We start from the raw sequence: 24,207 nt of genomic DNA on the forward strand, positions 1-24,207 counted from the left end.
GGCATTACTTGAAGTTATAAAGATAATCTATAACTTTAATATAGTCAATTCTCGGCTGAAAACCAAGTGATATGGGATGACCATATCGTATCAGTTCCTCTTTTGTTATCGATTTTCTTCCTCCTTGTATCATTCTATCCCAGAACATAAATAGTTTTTCTGATTCTAAGAAGAAGATTTCATCGGTTGATGAAAATCGTATAATAACAAAACAAATACCCATTTGTTTTTCCACTAACTTCATATGGCTAATTTGGTGTTCATGAAAATTATTTAATGGGAAAGAAGTGGAAGCTTTCGTTTCTTTTGCTTCAAAATCAATATATTTTCCATGGTACACGCCATTATAATCGGTAGTAGATGCCTGTTTAAAATATGCTTCTTTTATAACTGCTGCGCTTCTTTTCGGGTAATCGACTTGAACTATTTGAACAGGGGTAGGTTTTTTATGAATAACTGCCTTTCCCTCTGCTAAATAGTATTGATTGGTAACATTAATATCTTCTTCTAATGTCATGCCTCTATTGCTATAGCTATGTTTTTTTATCGATGTGCTATTTGTTAATTTAGCAACTGCGTTATATTTTTTTCCATTTGGATAATGGAATTTCATTTTATCACCTCTTTAGGCTACCCTGAAAATAGGGTTTGGCTCTCTCAATTAGTCCGTAGCCGGCATACACTTCGCTTTCCATGGGGCGGGCGGCGAGCCTCCTGATATGAACGAAACTGTCAAGTCTCCCACTCTCCACTACTAGATAGGTTATTTTTGGGTAACTTTAAGAAGAGAAGCGATTTTAGGCTTCTTGACTGTTCGTGTATCGATGAGCCTTAGTGGCTACAAGTTTCCTTTTTTAGCTTACCAACCGAACTTCCTATCTTAGAATGGCTGTCAAGTGCTTTCCTTGACTGCCATTCTAAGATAGGAGATACTTTTTTAAGCTAAAGAAGAAATCGTGATATACTTATACTTCCTCCTTTCTGATTGATTAGAATAGATAGTAAGGACACGGCACGAAGGCAAAAATTTCATCCTGCGGTTAGCATTCTGATATTCGTGGGTTTTCACATTTTATCTTTCCGTATAAAGGTCTTTCCACTAACTCGGGACGTGCGTTAATCAACGAATGATATAGCACAGAGGAGGCACGTGGGTTATCCTTTCCGGTATTTCTCTTTGCCTTCGAGCCCTATTCTCATGTATCTATTTTTCTTTCTCTTCCTCTACTTTCTTTCGTTTGGTAACATTAATGTTTTGGAATTTCTTCTACTTCTTGCGTAATAGCCCAGATAAAGCCAGCTAATTCTCTAGCAACGGCAACAATTGCTTTATTACTTTCTTTTCCTCTAGATACTAATCGATAATATTTTTTATGCAGACGATTTTGCGCTTTCCAGGATATTGCTTGAATAGACGGTGATAAAGGTTCTAGTCGTTTTTTTAAATTTCCTTTTACGGCCGGCTGACGAAGATAACTCCAAGCCGACTCGATTAACAATCGGCGAACGTGACGATTTCCTGATTTGGTAATAGCTCCTTGTCGACGTCTTTCTCCACTTGAGAATTCACTTGGAATCAATCCTACATAAGCCATCATTTGCTTAGGATTTGGGAAACGTTTAAACGATCCAATTTCCGCCGCAAGACTTGTCGCTGTAACCAGTGCAACGCCTCTTAGTCCTTGTAAAGTTTGAATAATAGGGGCATGAACTCCTTCCAATGCCTGTATTTGCATTTCCTCTTCGAATCTTTTTACCCGCTGTTCCAACTCCTTTAATTGATGATAATATTCTTGAAAAACTAATTGTAAATTGGAATTGGAAAACTTTAACGTATCTAGCCAATCTCGATATTTTCTTGTCCATTTATTCACTCCAACAGGTGGATAAATATTATTCCGTAATAAAAACTTACTTAAACGATGCTTGGTTCTCAGCTCGTCTTCTTTCGCATCTTCTCGTGCTCGCACTAGATCTCGAAGTGCTTCATCTTCTGGAGTCGGAACATAAACAGAAGTTAATTCTCCTGCACGATATAACTGGGCAAGACGAATAGAGTCTCTACGGTCTGTTTTAATACGTTCTCCCGGTCTTTGTGGTATTAAAGATGGAGCAATCACTTCACAATGAATACCTAAAGCAGTTAGTAATCGATATAATGGATATCCCGTTGGACCCGCTTCATAACAAACTCTTAAAGTACTTGGCTCTCCTAGTTTTTTCATTAACTTTTTAATCGCTTCAGGTGTATGAACAATCATTCCATAATATCTTGGTTCTTCTCTACCTTCTTCTGCAATAGCAACGGCAATTTTTTCTTTTGATACGTCTAAACCTACAAATTTTGTGGTATCCTTCATAATAGAACTAGCTCCTTCCGTAATGTAGCACTGATTTGGTTTTTTTGTTTTTAGTTCATAAACATTATTGCCAAATTAACCTACGAAATTACGAGTATGGGGCTAGTTTCGTTCATTATAACTCGGAGTAAACTCTTGCGGGGTCTCACCTGTCCCGCAATTCCCATAGGAGTCTTCGTGTATTCCGACTGCTTCCTGCTGCAACATATCAACGAACTTAATCAACCGGCTTATTTTCATCGTTTATGGTGCAAATTTGTTAGCATGAATTTCTACTTAGTAAAAATGAGTATAAGTTATGTCTTCCAACAAACTATAATATCATAATGCTTATTAGAAGAGGTGGCTTATATGTTAGGTATTTTTGATTGTTTTCCTTCCCGCAATGAATATAAATTAGTGCAAAAGATTCAATTGATCACCAATAAATACAATGTAGATAATATATCAAGAACGGAAAGTTATCTCCACTATTATACCGCAAATAAAGAAATTCGCTGGGCGTTTCTTGCTAGTCAAGTATCAAGAAACGCAGGATGGAATATGTGCGATTTAGAAGGTGAATGGTTTCCAAAAATTTTATCTAAAACGAAAAGACAGCAGTTATTTAGTATTTATGAAAAAGCAAATTGGTTTATTTTTCAAGATGCTTTTCCACAATTACTACTCTATCACTATTCGACGAAATTAAAGTCCCCAATGTTTCACTTATTAAAATTCTTTCACGTTTCTTCTTTTATGGAAAGAGAATGGAAATGGTTTTGGGAAAGAAAAGATGAAGAAAGACTAATGAATAGTCTTATTATTAATGAACAGAATCTTATTGAAAAACCAATTATAAAAGATAATTATTTTAAGCAGCAAGTTTTTCATACTTCAGCGTTTTTATTTCAAGATTTTTTTCATTTTAGTGCGGTACTATTTCCAACTTTAAATGGAGAGATTTATGGGGGAAGTGTTTCGAATTTTACTTCACTGAATAAACGAATCAAGTTTGGAAAAACATTGGCAAGTATTTTGTTTTATCCAAGTTTATATCCAAATTTTTATCAGTATAGCACGTCTATTTCTCATACTGGTTCTAGAAGTGATTATGAACGTTTGGTTTTTCCTAATCATAAAAACAACACACCTATTTTGCGTTTAACATATCCAATTATAAAACATGAAAAATATCAAATGACAGATTGGAGTTTACATAAAAAAATAAAAAAAGAATGGTTAAAAAGCGTTTATCAACAAAAAATACCTAATTCCTTTACCAATTGGTATAAGGGCAAGCAGGAACAGCTGCACGAACTAATTCAATTGGAAAATCAGCTGCTGCATTAAAAGTAAAAAAACTTCTGTCAAATTCCGCAACGGTTATGGGGAAACAGTTCTTTCTTTGACGAAACGCTTCTAGTTTTGTCAGACGTGCAGGAGCTGTAATCATAAGGGGCGAAAAGGGTAGTATCAAAGATAGCAGGAGGGATAGAAGTGAAAGAAGTATATAATAAAGAAGAGCTATTAGCTATGCTTGAAACTATTTACAATGAATTAGAAGAATTAGATAATGCGCTAATAGGTATGCACTTAAATAAGAATATGGAAGTTGAAGAACATCTTTACCATTTAAATACTCTTGAAGCCGCTTTTTCTGTTTTTGAAAAAAAATGGGTAAAGGAAGTAACCAATCTAGATAAAAATCCTGCGAAATTAAAAAGAACAGCAACGTTAAAACTTGAACTGAGTTAATTTTTTCATTAAAATAAGGAATAATAAGTAGGAAGCATAGGCGGGTTATGCAGGAAGCAGTGGAATAAATGGATAAATTTAAACAATTAAAAGAAAATACAAACTTGCTCGCGGAAGCAGCTGACCATTTAATGAAAACTTTTCATAAAGTAAAAGCTACAGGGGAAGCAGAAGATTTTTATGAAGTAGTGCGTCCTTTTGCCAATGAAGTAAAGCAATTAAATGATGAATGGAAAGAACCTGCGATAATATGGGTGCAGGAGAATAAGCCTGTATATTTGAATGGTGCCCAAATTCAATCAGCGTCCGATCATCTTGAAATTATCTCCATTCAAGCATTTTATCCGGAAACAAGCAAAAAACGATTTCTTGATGCTGCAAAATCTGTACAATATATTCTACAAGTATTGTTAAATGAGCTGAATAAGTGGGAAACGAGTAGATTGAAATAAGCTATGTTGTAAGATTTCAGAAACGAAAGCCACTTATAAGGAACTTTTCATGAGTAGAGGATTTGCTGTGCTAATTTTGACTGGAATAAAGAGAATTTAGCGCATTATAGCCTAATATTTTTTCATTTTTTTGCTGTTAGAAAGCGAGCCATTATTATTGGTCAGCTTTTTTTTTGCGTTAAAGGAAACGAACAAGAATCTGCACCAGCTAGGCATTTTATTCATATAATATGAAAAGAATTGTTTTTGGAGGAGGATATGAGTTAAATGAATACCGCACGTCAAGCACATTATTCGCCATATGTAAATATGACTCCATCTCATAGAAGTACGGACTCGGCAGTATTTCGCACAGTTTACCATAACAATAGACAATATAATCCATATATGAATACTCCAATGTGGAATGGAGGCTTGGGAAATATGCAACAAGGATATTATGGCCAGCAAATGGCACCACAAGGAACATATGAAAATTATGAACAACCTTATTTTCATCCACAAAATAACTATCCTAAATTGTCACATGATGTTTTTCAAAATCCATTGCAATATCAACAGGATCCATATACTTCTCATGCTGCAAAACAAAATTATCAACAAGGATATATGAACCCCTATCCAAAACAGTCTTTTATACCGGCTAAACAAGGTGGAGTGAAGAATATTATGAATTCTTTCAAATCACAGGATGGTTCGTTAGATTTTAATAAAATGATGGACACTGCCGGCATGATGATGAATGCAATGAATCAAGTATCTGGACTTGTAAAAGGAGTAGGAGGAATATTTAAGGTTTAACAAGCTCACGTTTTTTAGTAAATATAAAAGGCATCCCCACTAATTCACAAATGGGAATGCCTTTTTCTAGTTTCTTTTTCCTTACCAGCGATGGGCTTTAGCATCTCTTCTCAAGATAAGATTGGTTTTAGACATTTCGGTATGCCCATTAACTTGGGATTTTGCCCGTTTTGGCCTTGTCCAATTATGATGAAAAAGGGAAGAATGAGAATCCAACTGATCTTTGTAGCTCATCTAAATCACCTCGAAAGTAGGATTTGTAAAGAAGCTAGTGATACTCTGTTTACCATTTGAATAATCAATTAGCAACTTGTTAGAGTATCCCTAGTAGTATATACAAATTTTTTTTTTTTACTCGAAAGCTTTAAAGACGAGTTGTAAACGGCTGTCAATTATGATCGATAATATTTATTTTTTTCCCTTTTTGTTTTGGAATGGTAATAGAAAGTAAGCCATTTTGATAGGTTGCTTTTACTTTTGTTTCATCAATTGGAAAAGAAAGTGTAACAGTTCTGCTGTTTCTTTTAAATGTTTGACTGGAACGAAATAATTGCTGCTGCTTATTTTCTTCTGTAAATTGATCCTGATAATTAACCCCGATCGTTAGATGATGATCATAAACATCAATGCTAATTTGCTCTTTGTTTATTCCAGGTAATTCGGCGGTGATAATAGCTGCTGAATCGGTATCTTTTACGTTTAGAGGGAATGCCATATTGGGAAAGGGGCTGTTAAAAAAATCATCCATACTTTGAAGGAAATTTTTCACTGGTTTTTCTTGGAAAAATGAATTCATTGATTTAATCATTCCGCCAAATGGTTCTGATTTATCTTTTTTGTTTGGATCAACTGGAAAGTTTGCAGACAAGGGTATTCAACTCCTTATAAACATTGTTTTTTAACTTATTTTATGCGCTAGCCTTGTTAGGTGTGCCTAGAATAACAAAAGATTATTGGCGGGGAAAAAACTATTTACGAATGAAGTTTCCCTTTATATAAGAACGTTTATTCGTTAAAATAGATGGTATAAGAGGTGAGAATATGAAAGTTCGTAAAAATCTCCAAACAGTGATTGCTGATCTTAAAAATAAGGAAGAGTATAAAGACAGAATATCTTATTGGCATACGATAGAAGCAAAAGAAGCGGTAACCGCAGCAATGCCAGAGGATTTATCTCCAAAAATCGAACAAGCATTGCAAAACAGAGGCGTAACCCGTTTATATACACATCAAAAATCAGCTTATGAAGAAGTGAAAAAAGGGAATAGTATTGTCGCTGTAACACCAACAGCTTCAGGAAAAACACTTTGTTATAATCTACCTGTTATTCAATCCATTACTGAAGATGATCAAACTAGAGCTTTGTATATGTTTCCGACAAAAGCTCTAGCACAGGATCAAAAAAGTGAACTGAATGAATTAATAGAAAGCGCAAATTTACAAATAAACAGCTATACATACGATGGAGATACTCCTTCTTCTATTAGACAAAAAGTGAGAAAAGCAGGGCATATCGTTATTACGAACCCAGATATGCTCCATTCCGCTATTTTACCCCATCATACAAAATGGGTGAGTCTATTTGAAAATTTAAAATATGTTGTGATTGATGAACTTCATATTTATCGTGGTGTATTTGGCAGTCATGTAGCTAATGTGATTCGCAGGCTGAAAAGAATTTGTTCATTTTACGGCAGCGACCCGATTTTTATTTGTACTTCTGCAACGATTGCCAACCCACTAGAATTGGCTGAAAATCTAACAGAAGAGAAAATGAAATTAATAAATAACAACGGGGCACCAAGCGGGAAAAAGCATTTTGTTTTTTATAATCCGCCGATTGTCAATATCCCCCTTAATATCCGAAAAAGCGCCACGCTTGAAGCAAGAAGACTTGCAGGGGAGCTTCTAAAAAATAAAATACAAACCATTATATTTGCAAAAAGCCGTGTTAGGGTAGAAATATTATTAACGTATTTGCAAGAGCTGGTGAAATACCAGTTAGGGCCAAAAGCAATTAGAGGCTACAGAGGTGGATATTTGCCAACGGAAAGAAGAGAAATTGAAAAGGGGTTAAGGCAAGGCAGTATTTATGGGGTCGTTAGCACCAATGCATTAGAATTAGGAGTTGATATAGGGCAATTGCAGGTTTGCATTATGACAGGGTATCCTGGCACGATTGCAAGTTCTTGGCAGCAGGCTGGCAGAGCGGGAAGAAGGCATGATGAGTCCCTTGTTATTATGGTAGCAAGCTCTAGTCCATTAGATCAATATATGATTGCCAATCCGGACTATTTTTTTAATCGCAATCCAGAAACAGCTAGAATTAATCCAGATAACTTAATTATTTTAATCGATCATATGAAATGTGCGGCATATGAGCTTCCTTTTCAGCAAGGCGATACGTTTGGTTCTTGTGAAATAGCAGAGATTTTAGAATATTTAACGGAAGAAAGGGTGCTTTTTCAAAACGGAAACAAGTGGTATTGGATGAATGACTCTTTCCCAGCACATAATATTAGTTTGCGTTCGGCATCACAGGAAAATGTTGTTATTATTGACATTTCTGATAGAAGCAAAAGCAGAGTAATTGGAGAAAGTGATCGGTTTTCAGCAATGACACTGCTACACGAAGAAGCGATCTATCTTCATCAAGGGATTCAATATCAAGTAGAGAAACTGGATTGGGAAGAAAAAAAAGCGTTTGTAAGAGAAGTAAGTGTTGACTATTACACAGATGCCAATCTAGCTGTTTCTTTAAAAGTATTAGAAGTGGACGAAGAGAAAAGAGTAGAAGGAACGGAGATTGGATATGGTGATGTCAGCATCATTGCGATGAGCACGATATTTAAAAAAATAAAATTTGAAACACATGAAAATATTGGTTCAGGTCCAATCAGTTTACCTGAAGAAGAGCTTCATACAAATGCTGCATGGATATCCTTCGATCGAAATGAGCTTCTACTAAAAGAGGAACGGATAGAACAGGGGCTTCTTGGCGCTGCCCACGCTCTAAAGCATATAGCACCATTATTGGTAATGGCTGATCCAAGTGATATTCATGTAGTTCCGCAAGTGAAAGCAGCACATAATGAAAAGGCGACCATCTTCTTTTATGATCGATATCCAGGTGGAATCGGGCTAAGCAAGAAATTGTATGAAGAGATGGCAGTTGTGTTTAAGGAAGCAAAAAAAATGATAAGAAATTGTTCCTGTCCACATGGCTGTCCGTCCTGTATTGGAATCGAAGGAATAAACGACTATCAAAAAAGAGATGTATTAAATATTCTTTCCTTGCAAGATAAATAAAAAAATAGGGGATAAAATGAGCATTAAGAATAAGTTAAATCGATTAAAACCACATCTGAAATCGGAGAATACAAAGCCAAAGGAACAAACGATCATACAAGATGAAAAGGAAATACCTTATTTATCAGTCTGGAATAAAGAAAATGTTTATCCGTATTGGGTGGACAATGACTATTGTTTAATACGAGAAGTAAAATACCCTTTAGCCTATCAACATGGTAAATATTCGTTTGATAAATGCTGTGAGGTGGTAGAGGAATGGAATAATTCCACGTTTACACATCCTTTATCTGCGAAAGGACATAAAAAAAGCGATCTTTTTTTCTTTGATACGGAAACAACGGGTTTAGGAGGAGGCACCGGCAATACGATTTTTATTTTAGGATATGCGCAAATTATGGAAGAGTATGTCGTATTAAAGCAACATATTCTTCCATATCCAGGCGGGGAAGTTCCACTATTTAAGAGCTTTTTGGAAAATGTTGATTACACAACACTCGTTACCTATAATGGAAAGGCATTTGACTGGCCCCAAGTAAAAACAAGGCATATGTTTGTGAGAGAACATGTTCCGAAGCTTCCTGAATTTGGACATTTTGATTTGTACCATGGAGCAAAAAGAATGTGGAAGCATCGACTAGAACGAGCAAAGCTTTCTATTGTCGAAGAGGAAGTATTAGATGTGAAGAGGCAGGATGATGTGCCAGGGTATTTAGCGCCGATGATCTATTTTGACTTTGTAGAAAGAAAAAATCCAGAAGGCATGCTTGCCATCTTAAAGCATAATGAAATGGATATTTTATCATTAATTACATTGTACACCCATTTAAGCTTGCAGCTATTGCATAAAGACCATCATATAACTGCAAAGGAAACATTAGAGGCTGGGCGCTGGTATTCTTCATTGGGCGATGCGAATACGGCTAAAGATACTTTACATCGTATCGAAGAAAAGGATAAAGAAGAAACATTAATGGCTAAATATATTCTTGCAAAACATGCTAAAAAAGAAAAGGAAGAAAAAACAGCTCGTGAATTATGGACAAATATAGTAGAGAATTATACGGATGCAACTAATAATCGAATAATTATCGATTCTTATATTGAATTGGCCAAAATAGCAGAACATAAAGATAAAGATTTCATAAAAGCATTAGAATGGACAAATGAAGCTTATTCTTTATGGAGACTATTAGAGACTAAAAAAGAAACAATGGAGCGGCAATTTTTAAAAAGATTAAAACGTTTGCAGCGAAAAATTCATTCTAAACAATCATAGTCCATCTCTAATTTTAATAAGTTTCCTGTAAATTCCTAGTTGTGTGTTTACGAGTAACTTATTAAAATAGATAAGTAGTTAAATATATTTACATTGAGGTGTGCTTTTTGTATAAAATGGTTATGTTATTATTTTTTGTGATTGTATGTTTAACAGCAATTCTGTTTACCACACTAAAGGACAGCTTGTACGCCATGTAATAGTTTCAAAAACAATGGACATTATTGTAGAAAAACCACTAAATTAGGTATTTGTATTAGTACAAGATTATCCCTTCTATCATAAGTTGTTAATGTAAGATAATTAAACAATCGAGAGGAGATTTTCTTAATGCATCATCATTGCAAACCTAATAACGTATTACCAGCGGTTGTTCACCCTACAAAATGTTGTGTGAACAATACATTTTCAAACAATATTGTCCCTCATATTCATCCACAACATACAACAACAGTTAATCATGTGAATTATGAACACCAACATTTCTTCCCACAAACACAATCTGTTGAAAATGTAGTAACAAACACTCAAGCTAATATGGGGCCATCACCAGTTCCATATCCTGTACAACAACAAGGACCTTCCCAATTTCCACAAACTGGAGGAACACCGTTTACAGCTACAGGTCAATTTTTTCCAGGAACAGGAAACCCTGGAGTAGCAGGAAATATGCCAGGAGCTTTTCCTTTTAGAAAAAGATAAATGAAAAGAAGACAAGGGTGTGTTAACAGCCCTTGTTTTTCTTATCATAAAGTCAATTATCTGAATGAGGGTGCGAAAAAAATAATCAAACTTGTTTCTCTTTTATCGAGAAATGCTTATAATATAAAGATAGTATGGTATATGAAAATACACTTGCTATTTAATGAATTTTTGCAGTAAGTTGTTATTTTCTCTACTAATAAGAAATAGACTATTACTATCCAGCTTGTTTTTACATATAGCTTTATGGTTAAAAGGAGTTTTTAAATGAAAGTTGCTGTAATTTCAGGTTATAAACCTTTTGAAATAGGCATTTTTAAAAGACAGGATGAAGCTGTTATTTATATAAAAGAAGCAATTCGAAAAAATATAGAGATAATGGTGGAAGAAGGATTAGAATGGATTTTAATTAGTGGGCAGCTCGGAACCGAACTTTGGGCAGCAGAGGTGGTGTATGAGCTACAAGCAGAAAAGTATCCCGAATTAAAATTAGGGGTTATCACTCCCTATTTAGAACAGGAGCAAGGGTGGAAGGAAGCGAACAAAGAGTGGTATGAAGAGGTAGTAATGCAAGCGGATTATATTGATTCTGTTTCGAATAAGCCTTATGAAAATCCGAATCAATTAAAAGCTAAAAATGTCTTTTTCCTTCAGAAAAGTGATGCCCTCTTATTGTTTTATGATGAAGAGAAAGAAGGAAGTCCGAAATATTTATACAATCTTAGTAAAATGTATAAAGAAAAGACGGAATATGAGATTCGTTTGATTCGTTTTGATGATGTACAATCTATAGTTGAAGAAAAGCAATTTAATGATGAGTTTTAATAGAAAATTGACAAAGTGAAGATTTTTTGAAAAAATAAATTAGATTATGGTAATACTTGAGGTGAACATATAATGTTATCAGATAAAATGAAGTTAACAGCTAAAGATATTTTAGAAAAAGAGTTTAAAACAGGCATGAGAGGTTATAAACCAGAAGATGTTGATAAATTTTTAGATTTGATTATTAAAGATTATGAAACATTGCATCAAGAAATTGAAGAGCTTCAGCAGGAAAATTTGCGTTTGAAAAAACTAGCAGAAGAAGCTTCGAGAAGACAGCCAGCTCCAAGCACTGCTGGAACAACAAATTTTGATATATTAAAAAGATTATCTAATTTAGAGAAACATGTATTTGGCAGCAAGTTATACGATTAAATTCAGCGTGTAACGAAGTGTTTAGACCGTTTAGGTGAATCAAAAATATTTGTAGCAAAAGAGTAAGATGTTGAGAAAGAACAGCAGAATGTTGTCATACTGCCCCATTATTCGATGAAATTAAAAGGGGATAATGGAATTTTATCGACTTTCCTGAGAAAAATTCTTTTATTTCCCATTGCTATTTGATAACCGACATACTATAATAACATCTGTAGTCAATAAAAACGCCGGGGTAATCGCTGCAAAACATTGATTTTGTAGAGGAAAGTCCATGCTCGCACAAGCTGAGATGCCTGTAGTGTTCGTGCCTAGCCAAAAAATAAGCTAGGGCAGTAAAGTTAATCTTTGCTGACGGCAGGGAAAATACCTAAGTCTTTTGATATGGTATGAATACTTTGAAAGTGCCACAGTGACGGAGCCTTTTCAGAAATGAAAAGGGTGGAACGAGGTAAACCCCACGAGCGAGAAACCCAAATTATGGTAGGGGAACTTTCTCTTAGGAAATGAACTTAAAGAGAAGGACAGAAATTATTTCTGTAGATAGATGATTACCGCCTTTATACGAGACAATGTCGACTGAGTACAAAGGAACAGAACATGGCTTACAAAGCGTTAATGTTGATCACATAAAGGAATAAACAATAGGGTGACTCACTAGAAGGGTCTGACTTCATATACAAATAGGAAAGATTTTTCTATTGTTAGGATGTCAGACATATTTTTGAGGGTCATCCTTTTTATTTATGATGAATAGAAACAATTAGAAGATATCGTAGTGATGCTATGGGAGCAATAGAACGTTAATAATAACAACATACGAAAAGAACGCTTATATCTATCTGTAGATGATAAGTGGATATGACTAAAGGATAAAAAGGTGAACAAATGACAAAGTTTAATTTAATTGCAACAGCTGCAATGGGACTAGAAGCTATTGTGGCAAAAGAAGTGAAAAATTTAGGATATGAATGTACGGTGGATAATGGCAAGGTTTTATTTACAGGAGACGAGCTTGCTATTGCAAGAAGTAATATGTGGCTACGGACTGCTGATAGAGTGAAAATAAAAGTGGGAGAATTTAAAGCAACTACTTTTGACGAACTTTTTGAGAAAACAAAAGCTTTACCATGGGAGACGTATTTACCAGTTAATGCAGAGTTTCCTGTTTCAGGGAAATCGGTAAAATCAAAACTTTTTAGTGTGTCTGACTGTCAAGCAATTGTAAAAAAAGCAGTTGTTAATAAAATTAGCACATTCTATAAAAAGACTGGCTGGTTAGAGGAAAATGGTCCATTATTTAAGCTGGAGGTAGCTATATTAAAAGATATTGTTACATTGACTATAGATACCTCTGGACATGGCCTACATCGTCGAGGATACCGTATTGGACAAGGGGAAGCCCCTATAAAAGAAACGTTAGCAGCTTCTTTAGTGTTATTAACAAATTGGACAGCAGATCGTCCGTTTGTTGATCCGTTTTGTGGATCAGGTACGATTCCAATCGAAGCTGCATTAATTGGACAAAATATTGCACCTGGTTTTAATAGAGAATTCATTTCAGAAAAGTGGGATTGGATGTCCAAAGCAATCTGGGATGAAGTACGTATGGAAGCAGAAGATAAAGCAAATTATGATCAGCCTCTTGAAATAATTGGAACAGATATTGATCATAAAATGGTGAAAATAGCGGAAGAAAATGCTTTTGAAGCAGGTTTAGGCGAGTTGATTACATTTAAACAGATGCAAGTAACGGATTTTACTACGGATAAAGAAAATGGTGTTATTATCGGAAACCCTCCATATGGAGAGCGGCTTGGTGATAAACCATCTGTTCAGAAAATGTACCAAGGGATGGGACAAGCGTTTGAAGCATTAGATACTTGGTCCATTTATATGCTTACATCAGATGAAGAGTTTGAAACGCATTATGGAAAAAAAGCGACAAAAAAACGAAAATTATTTAACGGATTTATCCGAACAGATTATTATCAATACTGGGGCAAACGAAAAAGATAAACGGTAAAAGACAAAGATAAAGTTAAATAAAGTGATTAGTATATAATCTGCTTTTTTTGTATATATTTTACTTATAGCTATTATTGTGGAGGGGTTAAAAGATGGATACTACAATAGATTATAATAAAATTATACATGCTTTAAATCAGTCTTTGGAAATTTTGCAATCAGAAAGCGGAGAAAATGAAGGACATAAAATATTATTAGAAGCACAACAAACGGTTCAACAAGCATTATCTTTTTCTTTATCACGTGACAGTGGGTTTTAAAAAATGGGTGTGACAGAAGAAATTTCGTTTTGTTTGCTTTCCTTTATAATAATATGATTAACAGCATTATAGGAGGTACGAACAGAGAGTATTAGTTGCGTACCTTCTTTTTTCTTGATTGTTAGAAAAAAGTTTACTATTATTAAGAAACGCTCTTAAATAAGTGGAAATAGAAAAAGATGATAAAATAAATAGAAATAGATAATCAAGATACTCTCTCGTTTTTTAGATGAGGGAATATTTTACTTTTGGAGGGGTACCATGCAAAACAGCTTGCCGTTTGAAGTGGCAAAAACAGAATCTTTTTATGAAAAATTAGGAGAATGGATTGGTGATGTTTTTTACGATATTCTCCCTGAAGCTGGATATGAATTAAGAGATGAACAAGTATATATGGCATACCAGTTAGAGAAAGCGTTTAAAGAAAAAAATACAATTTTTGCTGAAGCAGGAGTTGGAACAGGGAAAACATTTGTTTATTTGTTATATGCTATTTGTTATGCCCGTTATATGAATAAACCTGCCATTATCGCATGTAGTGATGAAACGCTGATTGAACAGCTTGTCAAAAAAGAAGGAGATATCGCGAAATTAGAGCAAGCATTAAACTTAAACGTAGATGTTCGTTTGGCAAAATCAAGAGATCAATATGTTTGTTTAAATAAATTAGAAAAACAAATCATATTAGAAGATACATTTAATGGTATTTACGATTCACTTCCTGACTTTGTTCATGGCTCTGGATCTTTACAATCATTTTCCCCATATGGTGATCGAAAAGATTATCCAGAACTTCATGATTCAGATTGGAATGAAGTAGCTTGGGATTCTCTTCAAGACTGCTTTACTTGTGAAAAAAGACATCGCTGTGGACAAACTTTGCATCGCGATTATTACCGAAATGCAAAAGACTTGATTATTTGTTCACATGATTTTTATATGGAGCATATTTGGACAAAAGAATCACGTAAAAGAGAAGGACAGCTTCCTTTATTGCCTGAAAGCTCCTGTATTGTATTTGATGAAGGTCATTTATTAGAATATGCTGCCCAAAAGGCATTAACCTATCGTTTAACAGAACAAAATCTTGAAAAACTATTAACAAAATTAATGGCGAATGATGTTAGAGAAAAAACATTAAATATTATGGAAGATACTATTTATCAAAACGAACAGTTTTTTGCAGAGTTGACCAAAGCATCTTTTTATACTAAAGGGTCAGATAAACAAGAAATTAAAAAGACAGCTACAGTAATGAATGAAGGAAAAAAATTAGCAAGTCTTATATCAGATTTAGAAGAAGAGCTTGTTTTTGAAAGTGAAATGTATGTGATCAACGAATATGAATTAAAAGTAGTGGAAGAATATTTGGAACAAATTTCCCACTCTTTAAGTCTTTTTCTAAAAGAAATGAATGGCATTACATGGTTTGAAGAGAATAATGGGGAACGTACATTAGTTATTATGCCAAGACTTGTAAAAGATATTATGAAAGATGATGTATTCAGTCAAAAGAAACCAATTGTCTTCTCTTCTGCTACACTATCTGAAAATAAATCTTTTGATTATATGGCAAATAGTTTAGGAGCAGTTAATTATTTATCATTCTCCGTGGAATCACCATTTGATTATGAAGAAAAAATGAATGTGGCAGTACAAACGTTTTCTGTGGAAGAAGATATTCGGAAAAATCAATATTGTTATGAACAAATTCAAAAAGCTGGTGGCCGCTCATTAGTTTTATTTAACAGTAAGGAAGATTTAGAGAAATTTAAAGAAGACAAACCAGCTGATTTCCATCTACCTATTTACTTTGAAGGGGAAGGAGAAATAAGCGGGCTTGTTTCAAAATTTCAAAATGAAGAAGAATCGATTCTTTGTGCTATGAATTTATGGGAAGGATTAGACGTGCCTGGCCGCTCATTAGAAAATGTATTTATCTTTTCTTTACCATTTCCTCCTAACGATCCTGTTTATAAATCTAAACGAGAAAACAGCAATGATCCTTTTGCAGAAGTGGACATGCCTTACATGATATTGCGTCTAAGACAAGGAATTGGCCGTTTAATTCGAACACATGAAGATAGCGGAAACGTTCATATTCTATTTAATAAGGATGAAAAGGAATCCGTTGTTAAAGCAGTAGAAGAAGCTCTGCCAGTTTCACCAACGAAAGCAAACAACTGATCTAGTTCTTTTTGTTTAAAGGACCTATCGATTATTAGTTAGCAGTATGACCATGGAAAATGGTTATACTGCTTTTTTGTACATCAGACTTGGAAATCGTCAGTAGATGAGCGTTTAGATTCAAAATGTAGAATAATATAAAAATGGTCAAAGGCTAACCGACTTGTTGTATGAAGATACCAACATGTCGAAAATAAAGGAGTATCATTTCTCTAAAGTTTTTAATTCGAAAGAAAAATATGGTAAAATAGTTTTATTAACGATAGGGGGGCATAATTTTTTGGCAAATTCAATGAAAATAGTGGAAAATGATTTTTTAGATTATGTAAAAAAAATGGGTGCTTATAATGAAGCATTAGCATTAATTTATTGGGATTTAAGAACGGGTGCACCGAAAAAGGGATTAGACCAGCGAACAGAAGTAATTGGTGTATTGTCATCCGAATTATTCAATATGTCTACTTCTGAAGAAATAGCAGCATATATATCAAAATTAACGGATGAAAACCTGCAGGACGAATTATCAGAAGTAACGATAAAAACAGTTCAAGAGGTAAAAAAAGAATATGAGCGCAACAAAAAGATCCCTCCAGCAGAATTTAAAGAATATGTAATGCTTCAATCTAAAGCAGAAAGTATTTGGGAAGAGGCAAAGGAAAAATCAGACTTTTCTTTATTTCAGCCATATTTAGAAAAATTAGTTGCCATGACCAAAAAATTCATCGAATATTGGGGATATGAAGGCAATAAATACAACACCCTTTTAGACATGTATGAACCGGGAATTACAGTGGAAGTTCTCGATGATGTGTTCGCAGAATTAAGGAATAAAATTGTACCATTAGTAAAGAAAATTTCTGAATCTGATCATCAGCCTGAAACTTCTTTCTTATATGAGCAATATCCAAAAGAGAAGCAGCAAGCGTTCAGTTTAGAGATTTTAAAACAAATTGGCTATGATTTTGAGGCAGGAAGATTGGATGAAACGGTACATCCATTTGCAACAGGGATTAATCCAGGTGATGTTCGTATTACAACTAAATATGAACAATCAGATTTTAGAGTCGCAGTTTTTGGAACAATTCATGAAGTTGGCCACGCATTATATGAACAAAATATTGCGAAAGAACTAGTGGGAACGCCTTTATGCAGCGGTACATCAATGGGGATTCATGAATCTCAGTCATTATTCTATGAGAATTTTGTCGGGCGTAATTTTTCTTTTTGGAAACAAAATTATGAATTATTAAAGTCATATAGCAATGGCCAGTTTGATGAAATCTCAACAGAGGAATTTTATCGTGCTATCAATGAATCAAAACCTTCCCTTATTCGGATTGAAGCAGATGAACTGACTTATCCATTACATATTATTATTCGATATGAGTTAGAAAAAGGATTATTTAATAATGAGATAGAAGTAAAAGATTTACCTGCATTATGGAAGGAAAAATATCAATCTTATTTAGGTGTTTCTCCAGCAAATGATGGAGAAGGAGTATTACAGGATGTTCATTGGGCAGGAGGAAGTTTTGGCTACTTTCCTTCTTATGCGTTAGGTTATATGTATGCAGCACAAATCAAAGAAAGCTTATTAAAAGATATTCCAGATTTTGATGAGCTATTAGAAAAAGGCGAATTGCAGTTAATAAAAGAATGGCTGAATGAAAAGATTCATCAATATGGTAAAATGAAAAAGCCACTTGAAATCTTAAACGACGTGACTGGTGAAGGACTAAACCCAAGCTATTTAATAGAATATTTAACAAACAAATACAGTGACGTTTATAAACTTAACTGAAAAATAGTAAAACAGCCGTAATATATTCTAGTAAAAAGCAATGCACAAGCAATTTCTCCTTTGAAACGCTTGTGCATTTTTTTCTATGATCATACGAATAAAGTTTCTTCGTAAAAAGCAAGTGCGTACACATCCGAATTAAAAAAATGACACCACAAAAGATGCAGATAGGCAGTTTGATTAAGTTTGTTCTTAAGTTGAAGCAGGAGAGCAGTCAGAATACACGAGACTCCTATGGGTTTGCGAGACAGTTCAGGAGTAAGGCTCAAGCGTAGCCACAGAAAGTGAAGTGTATTCAACCTGCGAAACCATTATTTCAGGTTAGACCAATAAAAAAATATTTTTTCCTTCCAATTTTTCATCTACCAAAGTTTATAGCCTACACTCCCGGGAGGCGCATGCTGAATCATCGAATACAGAGGAATAGCATATGCAACCAATATGACAAACAAAGTAATGGCAACCCACAGCATCCAGTTTTCAAGAAAAGCAAGCGGTTTTTGCTCCTCCGATTTATCAAGCTCAGCAACAGGAAACTCCTCTATACCTTTAGGAGCAAAAAAAGCTAAAACAATAACTAAATACAAAACAATTAAAATACTAATAAACAAAATACTGCCGCCAACAGCCTGTCCTAGTTGGTAAACTATCCAATCAGAAGCTTGCTTGGCACCGCCATAATCAGTATACGCAGTTCTTCTAGGAGCTCCTAATAAACCAGCAATATGCATACTCCCAGACATAATTGTCATGCCAACTGCCCAAGTAATTCCTTGTATAATAGCAAGCTTATTTAATTTCTTTGTTAACGTTCGCCCAGTTAAGTGTGGAATAAGAAAATAGGATATTCCAAAAAAAGTTAACGTGACCGTAGTAGAAATGGTTAAATGAAAATGTCCGGTTATCCATGATGTGTTATGGACAACAGCGTTCATTTGACTAGAGGCATTTATTATTCCTCCAGCACCTCCAGGAATAAATGCGAGCATTCCAATAAATGGAACGAAAAATCTAGCATCATTCCAAGGCAATTTTTTTAACCAAGAAAATAAACCATTGCCTTTGTGATACCTTCCATATGCCTCGAAAGTAGCAAACATCGAAAAAGCAGTCATAAGAGAAGGAATAATCACAACAAATGTTAAAATGATTTGGAAAAATTTCCACCCGGGTTCAATTCCTGGTTCCATTAGCTGATGATGGAAACCAACTGGAATAGAAAAAATTAAAAATAATAAAAAAGAAAAGCGAGCTAAAGAATCAGAATAAAGTTTCCAGCCTATTACTTTCGGAATAATAACATACCAGGACATATAGGCAGTTAATAACCAAAAATAAACTAATGGATGCCCAAAATACCAAAATAATGTTCTGCTGATTGCGATATTTACAGTCGGCTGCCATCCTAATGACCAAGGAATCAATTGGAATACAATTGTTCCAGCAACTCCTAGGGAAGCAATAATCCACATAATCGAATTAACTACAGCCATAAAGGTTAAAAGGGGACTTAATCCGGTATTCACTTTTTTCCATCGTGTATAACGGAGGATAATTGCGACTCCATCCATCCAGCTGCCAAATATAATAAAAGCAAGGCCTACATAAAAAATCCAATGTGCTTGTAATGGGGCATAAAAAGTATATAAAACAGTTGCTTTATTTAATAAAACCATCGATGCTGCCATAATAGTTCCTATTACCATGCATATATAGCCAATCCAAGCTATTAACCTATTATAAAAAGAAAAAGTACCTGCCGTTCTTGAAACGGCTGCCAGCATAAAACCAAATATAAAGAATGTTGTAAAGATAAGCGCTAAGAGCACCCCATGAATCGTTAAGACTTGATAATAGCTTATATTATATGGAAGAATGACTTTTCCAGTTTTCACTAATACTTGCAGTAGTCCTGCAAAACCGCCAATTGCTAATGCAAAATAAGCAACAACTAAATGAGCTTTAATAAGCTTGCTGTCTTCTTGTTGAATCCTTGTTATTTTCCTCATAATTCAATCACCTGAATCGTTCCTGACATAAAATGATGCCCACTACCACAATATTCATTGCACAATACAAGGAACTCGCCTTTTTTTGTAAATGTCGCCACATATTCTGAAATCAATCCAGGTTCGAGCATTAAGTTAATATTAGTCCCAACAACTTCAAAACCATGAATAACATCTTTTGATGTAGCGATAATTTTCACCTTTGAACCAACGGGAATCTCAATAGAAGAAGGATTGTATTGAAAAGCGGAAGCAACCATTATTAATTCATAATCCCATTTTTCTCCTGATACTTTGTATAAACCTGGTTTATTAAAAGGCTTCGTTTGGTCTACCTTCTTTGGGTTAATGCTAGATGAAGCGGCAGAAGAATGGTGGCTATGATCTGCATGCATGCTTTGAAAAGCAAGAACGAGTAAAAATAGAAGAAGTGTTGCTCCACCTATAGTAATGATTATTTTTTCTAATTTATGTACTTTCACTTTAGTTCCTCCTACTGTTATAAACGTTGTAAATAAATGAAATAAATGCTGCACCACATTACTATAATCATGCAAATCAATAGAACAAGCAATACAAATGTGCCAAGAAGGGAAGAGGAAGGGAATACAAATTTTTTCTTTTTAAACATCATTTAATACCTCCATGAAGAATAAAATTATATAAGAAGTTGTTCAAAAAGTCCGGTAAAAATGACACGTCGAATTTCTTCGTTGACTTCACTTTTCCGCTTCTCACGTATCAACTAGAGGATCTTCCACTAAAAACGCTCACATCCTATGAGCAACGTGGAAGTCATCACATCCTGTGAAAGGGCGATGCTCAAAGTGAAGCCGCCTTGAACTTCTTGGTCCTTTTTATCCTCCTTTTTGAACACGCACTATAAGAAGTTGTTCAAAAAGTCCGGTTAAAAGGGCACGTCGGATTTATTTGTTGACTCAACTTTCGCTTTTCACGTATTTAACTAGAGGATCTTCAACTTTGTGGAAGGCAGATGCTCAAAGTGAAGCAGCCTCGAACTTCTGGGTTCTTTATGAAGATGCACTATAAAGCATTAAAAATAGTACATATTCCATAACGGAGCTCATATAAGATAGATAAAGGAATTTGCATTATCATCCGTTTACAATACCGCAATTTTAATAAATTGAAAAGTAAGCCGTTAAAGTAATCATGAAAATTCATTTATTTGTGATGATTTCCATACTTTATAAATTTTTTATACTCAAGTTAGATCTTCAAGGCGCCAGACGCTTTTGTTATTGAATACGCACAAAATTTACTATTATTAAATATTCTAATATAAGTTGATTAGAAAGTGGATGTGAAAAGATGGAGAAATATTATTGTGATCATTGTCGAATTATTTATAAAGAGCCAACAATCTGTACTAGTTGCGGGAATAAGGTGGATAAGAAAATAAAAATTGAAGTGCAAAGCCAAGAAAACAATAAAAAAGAGGAATAAAGTGAGAAGAAGAGGCTGTCTGAGAAGCAACCTCTTTTTTTGAATTTTTAACCTTCCAACATTAATACAATGGTTAAATCACCAATCGTATCAAGGGAAAAAGGTAAACGAAGTGCTTTTTCAAAACCATACATTTTTGTTTCTCCAACAAGAACGGTAGGTGGAGTTATATCCATTTCGATGCCATTATTAGCAACAAAAGTAGATAAGTTTCCGGCAATCATATTTCCTAGTTCACCAGAAAAAGACTCTAACATATCACCTTCCAGTTTCATTCCAAACATGGCTTCGCCAATTTTTCCGAAAACTTGTTCATTTCCATCTATTAAGATTCTACCACGAAAATCTCCAGTTAATCCTATTAATACACCAATCAATTGTTGCGTAAAAGGGGCAGAAATTAATGTAGGCTTTTCGATGGATATGTGATAAGGGAGAACGGCTTTAACAGATTCAATAGTCCCGTTTAATATTTCTGTTGCACTTTTTGTTGAAGTCACCAATCATTCCCCCATATAGTCTAGTCAATTATCATCATCTTACCATACTTTTAGACCTATAGGATAAGCGAAATTAAAAATTTTAAAAATTATAATGATTCGATTCACCTTGTTATATTTGAATCTTATAATACTAAATACCTATTTATATAAAATCATTTAAGTGAAGAAAATAGCAACTTGCTTATTCTTATTTGCTTTACTAATAAGAAGGTTTAAGAACGAATGGAAATTATTAATAATGAATGATTTGCTAAAATACGATAAACTATTAAGGCACAGCAACTCCTTCAAAACTTTTAGGGATATCCTTTTTTAGGGATCATCCCTTTTTTTTATAAGGTAAAAGAGTATAAGTTTTCTGAAGCCTGGCAAGCATTTTTTTGCAGGAAGCTTGTTGACCAGAGCTTCCTGCATCAGGAAAACTGCTACTAAGAGGCCCGGAACTCTCCAACGGAAAGCAAAGTAGTTCTAGGACTGAGGTTACATAGTAAAACCATTAGAAAAAAAGCCATGTATAAGAAAATAAAAAAATATTCAAAAAATTATTAGGACGTATTGAAAATGATTATCGTTAATGATAAAATGTAATTGAATTTGAAAATTATTCTCATTAGATGAAGGAAGGTGTGCCCAATGATAGCTATTTCCATTGGTTTAACGGTTGTAAGTTATGTATTTGTGATGAAGCATGTTCTAAATAATGTTAGTAAAACAGCACATCAAAAATAAAGAATCACTACATATAAAACAAAATATCATGAGTGTTGATTATCCAAAATTAGACAGACTGATCCCTTGAGAATCTTTGTGCTTTTTCAAAACAACAGCCATTTCAGAACGCCAGTCAATTGGTAAGTTGTCTTTTAGTAGTTTTCTTTGAAATGTGATAAAGGATATTTTTTTGAATATTCTCCCTTGAGATGTCTTTGAATAGAGCCATTTCAATAGGACATAAGCAATTAAAGCGGAAAAAAGTTGATTAAAAACGGCATTTTCAGTCGTGCCAAATAAAACAGGGACATTTAGGTTCTGTTTGATCCAGCGGAAGAACGTTTCGATTCTCCATCTTGCTTTATACATGTCAGCGATGATTTCTGGCGAAACATTCATTAAATTAGTAACAACACGCATCTCATTACCGTAATCGTCCTTAAAAAATACCACCCGATGACGTTTCTTAGAACGAGATTGCTCGGTACCCAGTTGACAGGTGATATCACGTGTGATAGGCGACCCAGCTTGCTCAAAGCGTTTTAAAGAATGAGGACGAAAAATCTCTACATTTTCTTTCATTCGAATGACAAACATTTGTTGGTCTGAGGCTGATGCAAATTGATCGATTCGTTTGATCTTCAAATAAGCTCGGTCCTCTACCATGATAAATCGTGAATCGGTTAACTGTTCACTAATCGGACCATCATGAACAAGCCCAGTAGTTTCAACGACTTGGAGTGGCATTTCAGTGAGAGGGGAATAGCTGACATGCAGTTTGATTCCTGCTCGCTCTCCGTGATAAAGGGCCCAAGGAAGACGTGACTTTCCCACTGTAATCGTGGTGGAGTCCACCAAGAGAAGTTCCTTTGAAATCTTGAGTGATCGGTGAGTCGCACGATTGCATTTAGACACAACTAAATGAAATAACTGCTTCATGATGTTGTAATCCACATGACCAGCTTTCTTAGAGAGAGTGGAATAATTGACCTTGGGCAGACCAAATTGGTCGCCTACATCCGCACAGTCTCGGTAACTTTTAAGCTCATTCATTGAAGCACAGAGTAAATAATAAATGAGTGTTAACACATCAAGCTTACGAGCTGTGTCCTTATATCCGATGGCATCCTGAATGAACGCTATTTCTTCTTCTGAAACAATTTTTTGAAACAAATTGTGGAATGTGGTATTCTTCTTCATGAGGGCACCTCTTCTGTAGTTTGTTTGTTCCGCAAACTTCATTCTACAAGAAATGTGTCCTTTTTGGTATACTTTTGTTGGATATTATTGGTTAATCAACACTCGTGACAAAATATAATATAATGGACAAAAATCCGATGCTATATTGGATTTTTTTTATTGGAAAAATAAAAAGCAAGTTATCTTTATTTGATTGCGAAA

At 34.5% G+C, this 24,207-nt stretch carries 23 protein-coding genes and 1 other RNA gene; 15 read left to right on the plus strand and 9 right to left on the minus strand.

What is annotated here, in order from left to right:
* Window positions 1–4 precede the first annotated feature (4 nt).
* On the minus strand, window positions 5–613 hold the full coding sequence (gene recU / locus AC5LWL_RS10995) for a Holliday junction resolvase RecU (protein ID WP_493434353.1): 609 nt from the start codon (window positions 611–613) through the stop codon (window positions 5–7).
* A 634-nt stretch (window positions 614–1,247) separates the two neighbouring features.
* The gene (locus AC5LWL_RS11000; RefSeq protein WP_493432749.1) at window positions 1,248–2,360 is read right to left on the minus strand and encodes an IS110 family RNA-guided transposase; all 1,113 of its coding nucleotides are present in this window, start codon (window positions 2,358–2,360) and stop codon (window positions 1,248–1,250) included.
* Window positions 2,361–2,711: 351 nt separating this feature from the next.
* On the opposite strand from AC5LWL_RS11000, the gene AC5LWL_RS11005 reads away from it, so the two are divergent.
* The 4 genes from AC5LWL_RS11005 to AC5LWL_RS11020 all read left to right on the plus strand — a co-directional run bounded on the left by AC5LWL_RS11005 (window position 2,712) and on the right by AC5LWL_RS11020 (window position 5,350).
* Entirely contained in the window at window positions 2,712–3,692 is a 981-nt protein-coding gene (locus AC5LWL_RS11005; protein ID WP_493434354.1) for a DUF2515 family protein, read from the plus strand.
* A 147-nt stretch (window positions 3,693–3,839) separates the two neighbouring features.
* The gene (locus AC5LWL_RS11010; protein ID WP_493434355.1) at window positions 3,840–4,097 is read left to right on the plus strand and encodes a hypothetical protein; all 258 of its coding nucleotides are present in this window, start codon (window positions 3,840–3,842) and stop codon (window positions 4,095–4,097) included.
* 68 nt (window positions 4,098–4,165) lie between these two features.
* Window positions 4,166–4,549, plus strand: a complete 384-nt coding sequence (locus AC5LWL_RS11015; RefSeq protein ID WP_493434356.1) for a YppE family protein — start codon at window positions 4,166–4,168, stop codon at window positions 4,547–4,549.
* 267 nt (window positions 4,550–4,816) lie between these two features.
* Window positions 4,817–5,350 (plus strand): YppG family protein, encoded by a 534-nt coding sequence (locus AC5LWL_RS11020; protein ID WP_493434357.1) that lies wholly within the window; start codon window positions 4,817–4,819, stop codon window positions 5,348–5,350.
* Window positions 5,351–5,431: 81 nt separating this feature from the next.
* Here the strand turns inward: AC5LWL_RS11020 and AC5LWL_RS11025 are convergent, their stop codons facing one another.
* The gene (locus tag AC5LWL_RS11025; RefSeq protein ID WP_248559699.1) at window positions 5,432–5,584 is read right to left on the minus strand and encodes a YpzG family protein; all 153 of its coding nucleotides are present in this window, start codon (window positions 5,582–5,584) and stop codon (window positions 5,432–5,434) included.
* A gap of 154 nt (window positions 5,585–5,738) precedes the next feature.
* On the minus strand, window positions 5,739–6,218 hold the full coding sequence (locus tag AC5LWL_RS11030; protein WP_493434358.1) for an Hsp20/alpha crystallin family protein: 480 nt from the start codon (window positions 6,216–6,218) through the stop codon (window positions 5,739–5,741).
* A gap of 173 nt (window positions 6,219–6,391) precedes the next feature.
* On the opposite strand from AC5LWL_RS11030, the gene AC5LWL_RS11035 reads away from it, so the two are divergent.
* The 10 genes from AC5LWL_RS11035 (at window position 6,392) to AC5LWL_RS11080 (ending at window position 18,116) form a co-directional block, all read left to right on the plus strand.
* Complete coding sequence (locus AC5LWL_RS11035) at window positions 6,392–8,659, plus strand: DEAD/DEAH box helicase (protein ID WP_493434359.1); 2,268 nt, start codon at window positions 6,392–6,394, stop codon at window positions 8,657–8,659.
* 16 nt (window positions 8,660–8,675) lie between these two features.
* Complete coding sequence (locus AC5LWL_RS11040; RefSeq protein WP_493434360.1) at window positions 8,676–9,938, plus strand: ribonuclease H-like domain-containing protein; 1,263 nt, start codon at window positions 8,676–8,678, stop codon at window positions 9,936–9,938.
* Window positions 9,939–10,268: 330 nt separating this feature from the next.
* On the plus strand, window positions 10,269–10,640 hold the full coding sequence (locus tag AC5LWL_RS11045; protein WP_493434361.1) for a CotD family spore coat protein: 372 nt from the start codon (window positions 10,269–10,271) through the stop codon (window positions 10,638–10,640).
* 267 nt (window positions 10,641–10,907) lie between these two features.
* A complete protein-coding gene (locus tag AC5LWL_RS11050) occupies window positions 10,908–11,465 on the plus strand; it encodes an SLOG family protein (protein WP_493434362.1) in 558 nt (185 codons plus the stop codon).
* 72 nt (window positions 11,466–11,537) lie between these two features.
* Window positions 11,538–11,840, plus strand: coding sequence for a cell division regulator GpsB (gene gpsB / locus AC5LWL_RS11055; protein ID WP_493434363.1), 303 nt, complete (start codon window positions 11,538–11,540; stop codon window positions 11,838–11,840).
* A gap of 227 nt (window positions 11,841–12,067) precedes the next feature.
* Window positions 12,068–12,453, plus strand: an RNA gene (rnpB, locus tag AC5LWL_RS11060) — RNase P RNA component class B.
* A 275-nt stretch (window positions 12,454–12,728) separates the two neighbouring features.
* Window positions 12,729–13,859 (plus strand): THUMP domain-containing class I SAM-dependent RNA methyltransferase, encoded by a 1,131-nt coding sequence (locus AC5LWL_RS11065; protein ID WP_493434364.1) that lies wholly within the window; start codon window positions 12,729–12,731, stop codon window positions 13,857–13,859.
* A gap of 101 nt (window positions 13,860–13,960) precedes the next feature.
* Window positions 13,961–14,128 (plus strand): hypothetical protein, encoded by a 168-nt coding sequence (locus tag AC5LWL_RS11070; RefSeq protein WP_493434365.1) that lies wholly within the window; start codon window positions 13,961–13,963, stop codon window positions 14,126–14,128.
* A gap of 261 nt (window positions 14,129–14,389) precedes the next feature.
* Window positions 14,390–16,315, plus strand: a complete 1,926-nt coding sequence (locus tag AC5LWL_RS11075) for an ATP-dependent DNA helicase (RefSeq protein ID WP_493434366.1) — start codon at window positions 14,390–14,392, stop codon at window positions 16,313–16,315.
* A gap of 280 nt (window positions 16,316–16,595) precedes the next feature.
* On the plus strand, window positions 16,596–18,116 hold the full coding sequence (locus tag AC5LWL_RS11080) for a carboxypeptidase M32 (RefSeq protein WP_493434367.1): 1,521 nt from the start codon (window positions 16,596–16,598) through the stop codon (window positions 18,114–18,116).
* 362 nt (window positions 18,117–18,478) lie between these two features.
* Here the strand turns inward: AC5LWL_RS11080 and AC5LWL_RS11085 are convergent, their stop codons facing one another.
* Genes AC5LWL_RS11085 through AC5LWL_RS11095 form a run of 3 tightly spaced genes read right to left on the minus strand, consistent with a single transcriptional unit; the run spans window position 18,479 to window position 20,759 of the window.
* Window positions 18,479–20,125, minus strand: coding sequence for a b(o/a)3-type cytochrome-c oxidase subunit 1 (locus tag AC5LWL_RS11085; RefSeq protein WP_493434368.1), 1,647 nt, complete (start codon window positions 20,123–20,125; stop codon window positions 18,479–18,481).
* Window positions 20,122–20,607: a cytochrome c oxidase subunit II gene (locus tag AC5LWL_RS11090; RefSeq protein ID WP_493434369.1), complete on the minus strand. Its 486-nt coding sequence runs from the start codon at window positions 20,605–20,607 to the stop codon at window positions 20,122–20,124. Before AC5LWL_RS11090 ends, AC5LWL_RS11085 begins: the two co-directional genes overlap by 4 nt.
* A 17-nt stretch (window positions 20,608–20,624) precedes the next feature.
* The gene (locus AC5LWL_RS11095) at window positions 20,625–20,759 is read right to left on the minus strand and encodes a hypothetical protein (RefSeq protein ID WP_493434370.1); all 135 of its coding nucleotides are present in this window, start codon (window positions 20,757–20,759) and stop codon (window positions 20,625–20,627) included.
* A gap of 698 nt (window positions 20,760–21,457) precedes the next feature.
* On the opposite strand from AC5LWL_RS11095, the gene AC5LWL_RS11100 reads away from it, so the two are divergent.
* A complete protein-coding gene (locus tag AC5LWL_RS11100; protein WP_493434371.1) occupies window positions 21,458–21,592 on the plus strand; it encodes a hypothetical protein in 135 nt (44 codons plus the stop codon).
* 47 nt (window positions 21,593–21,639) lie between these two features.
* On the opposite strand, the gene AC5LWL_RS11105 is transcribed toward AC5LWL_RS11100, so the two are convergent.
* Both AC5LWL_RS11105 and AC5LWL_RS11110 read right to left on the minus strand, forming a co-directional pair.
* Complete coding sequence (locus tag AC5LWL_RS11105) at window positions 21,640–22,092, minus strand: chemotaxis protein CheX (protein ID WP_493434372.1); 453 nt, start codon at window positions 22,090–22,092, stop codon at window positions 21,640–21,642.
* A gap of 771 nt (window positions 22,093–22,863) precedes the next feature.
* The gene (locus AC5LWL_RS11110; RefSeq protein ID WP_493434373.1) at window positions 22,864–24,006 is read right to left on the minus strand and encodes an IS4 family transposase; all 1,143 of its coding nucleotides are present in this window, start codon (window positions 24,004–24,006) and stop codon (window positions 22,864–22,866) included.
* Window positions 24,007–24,207: the final 201 nt, after the last annotated feature.

The sequence above is a fragment of the Niallia sp. WK069_GA_01 genome, assembly GCF_983173855.1.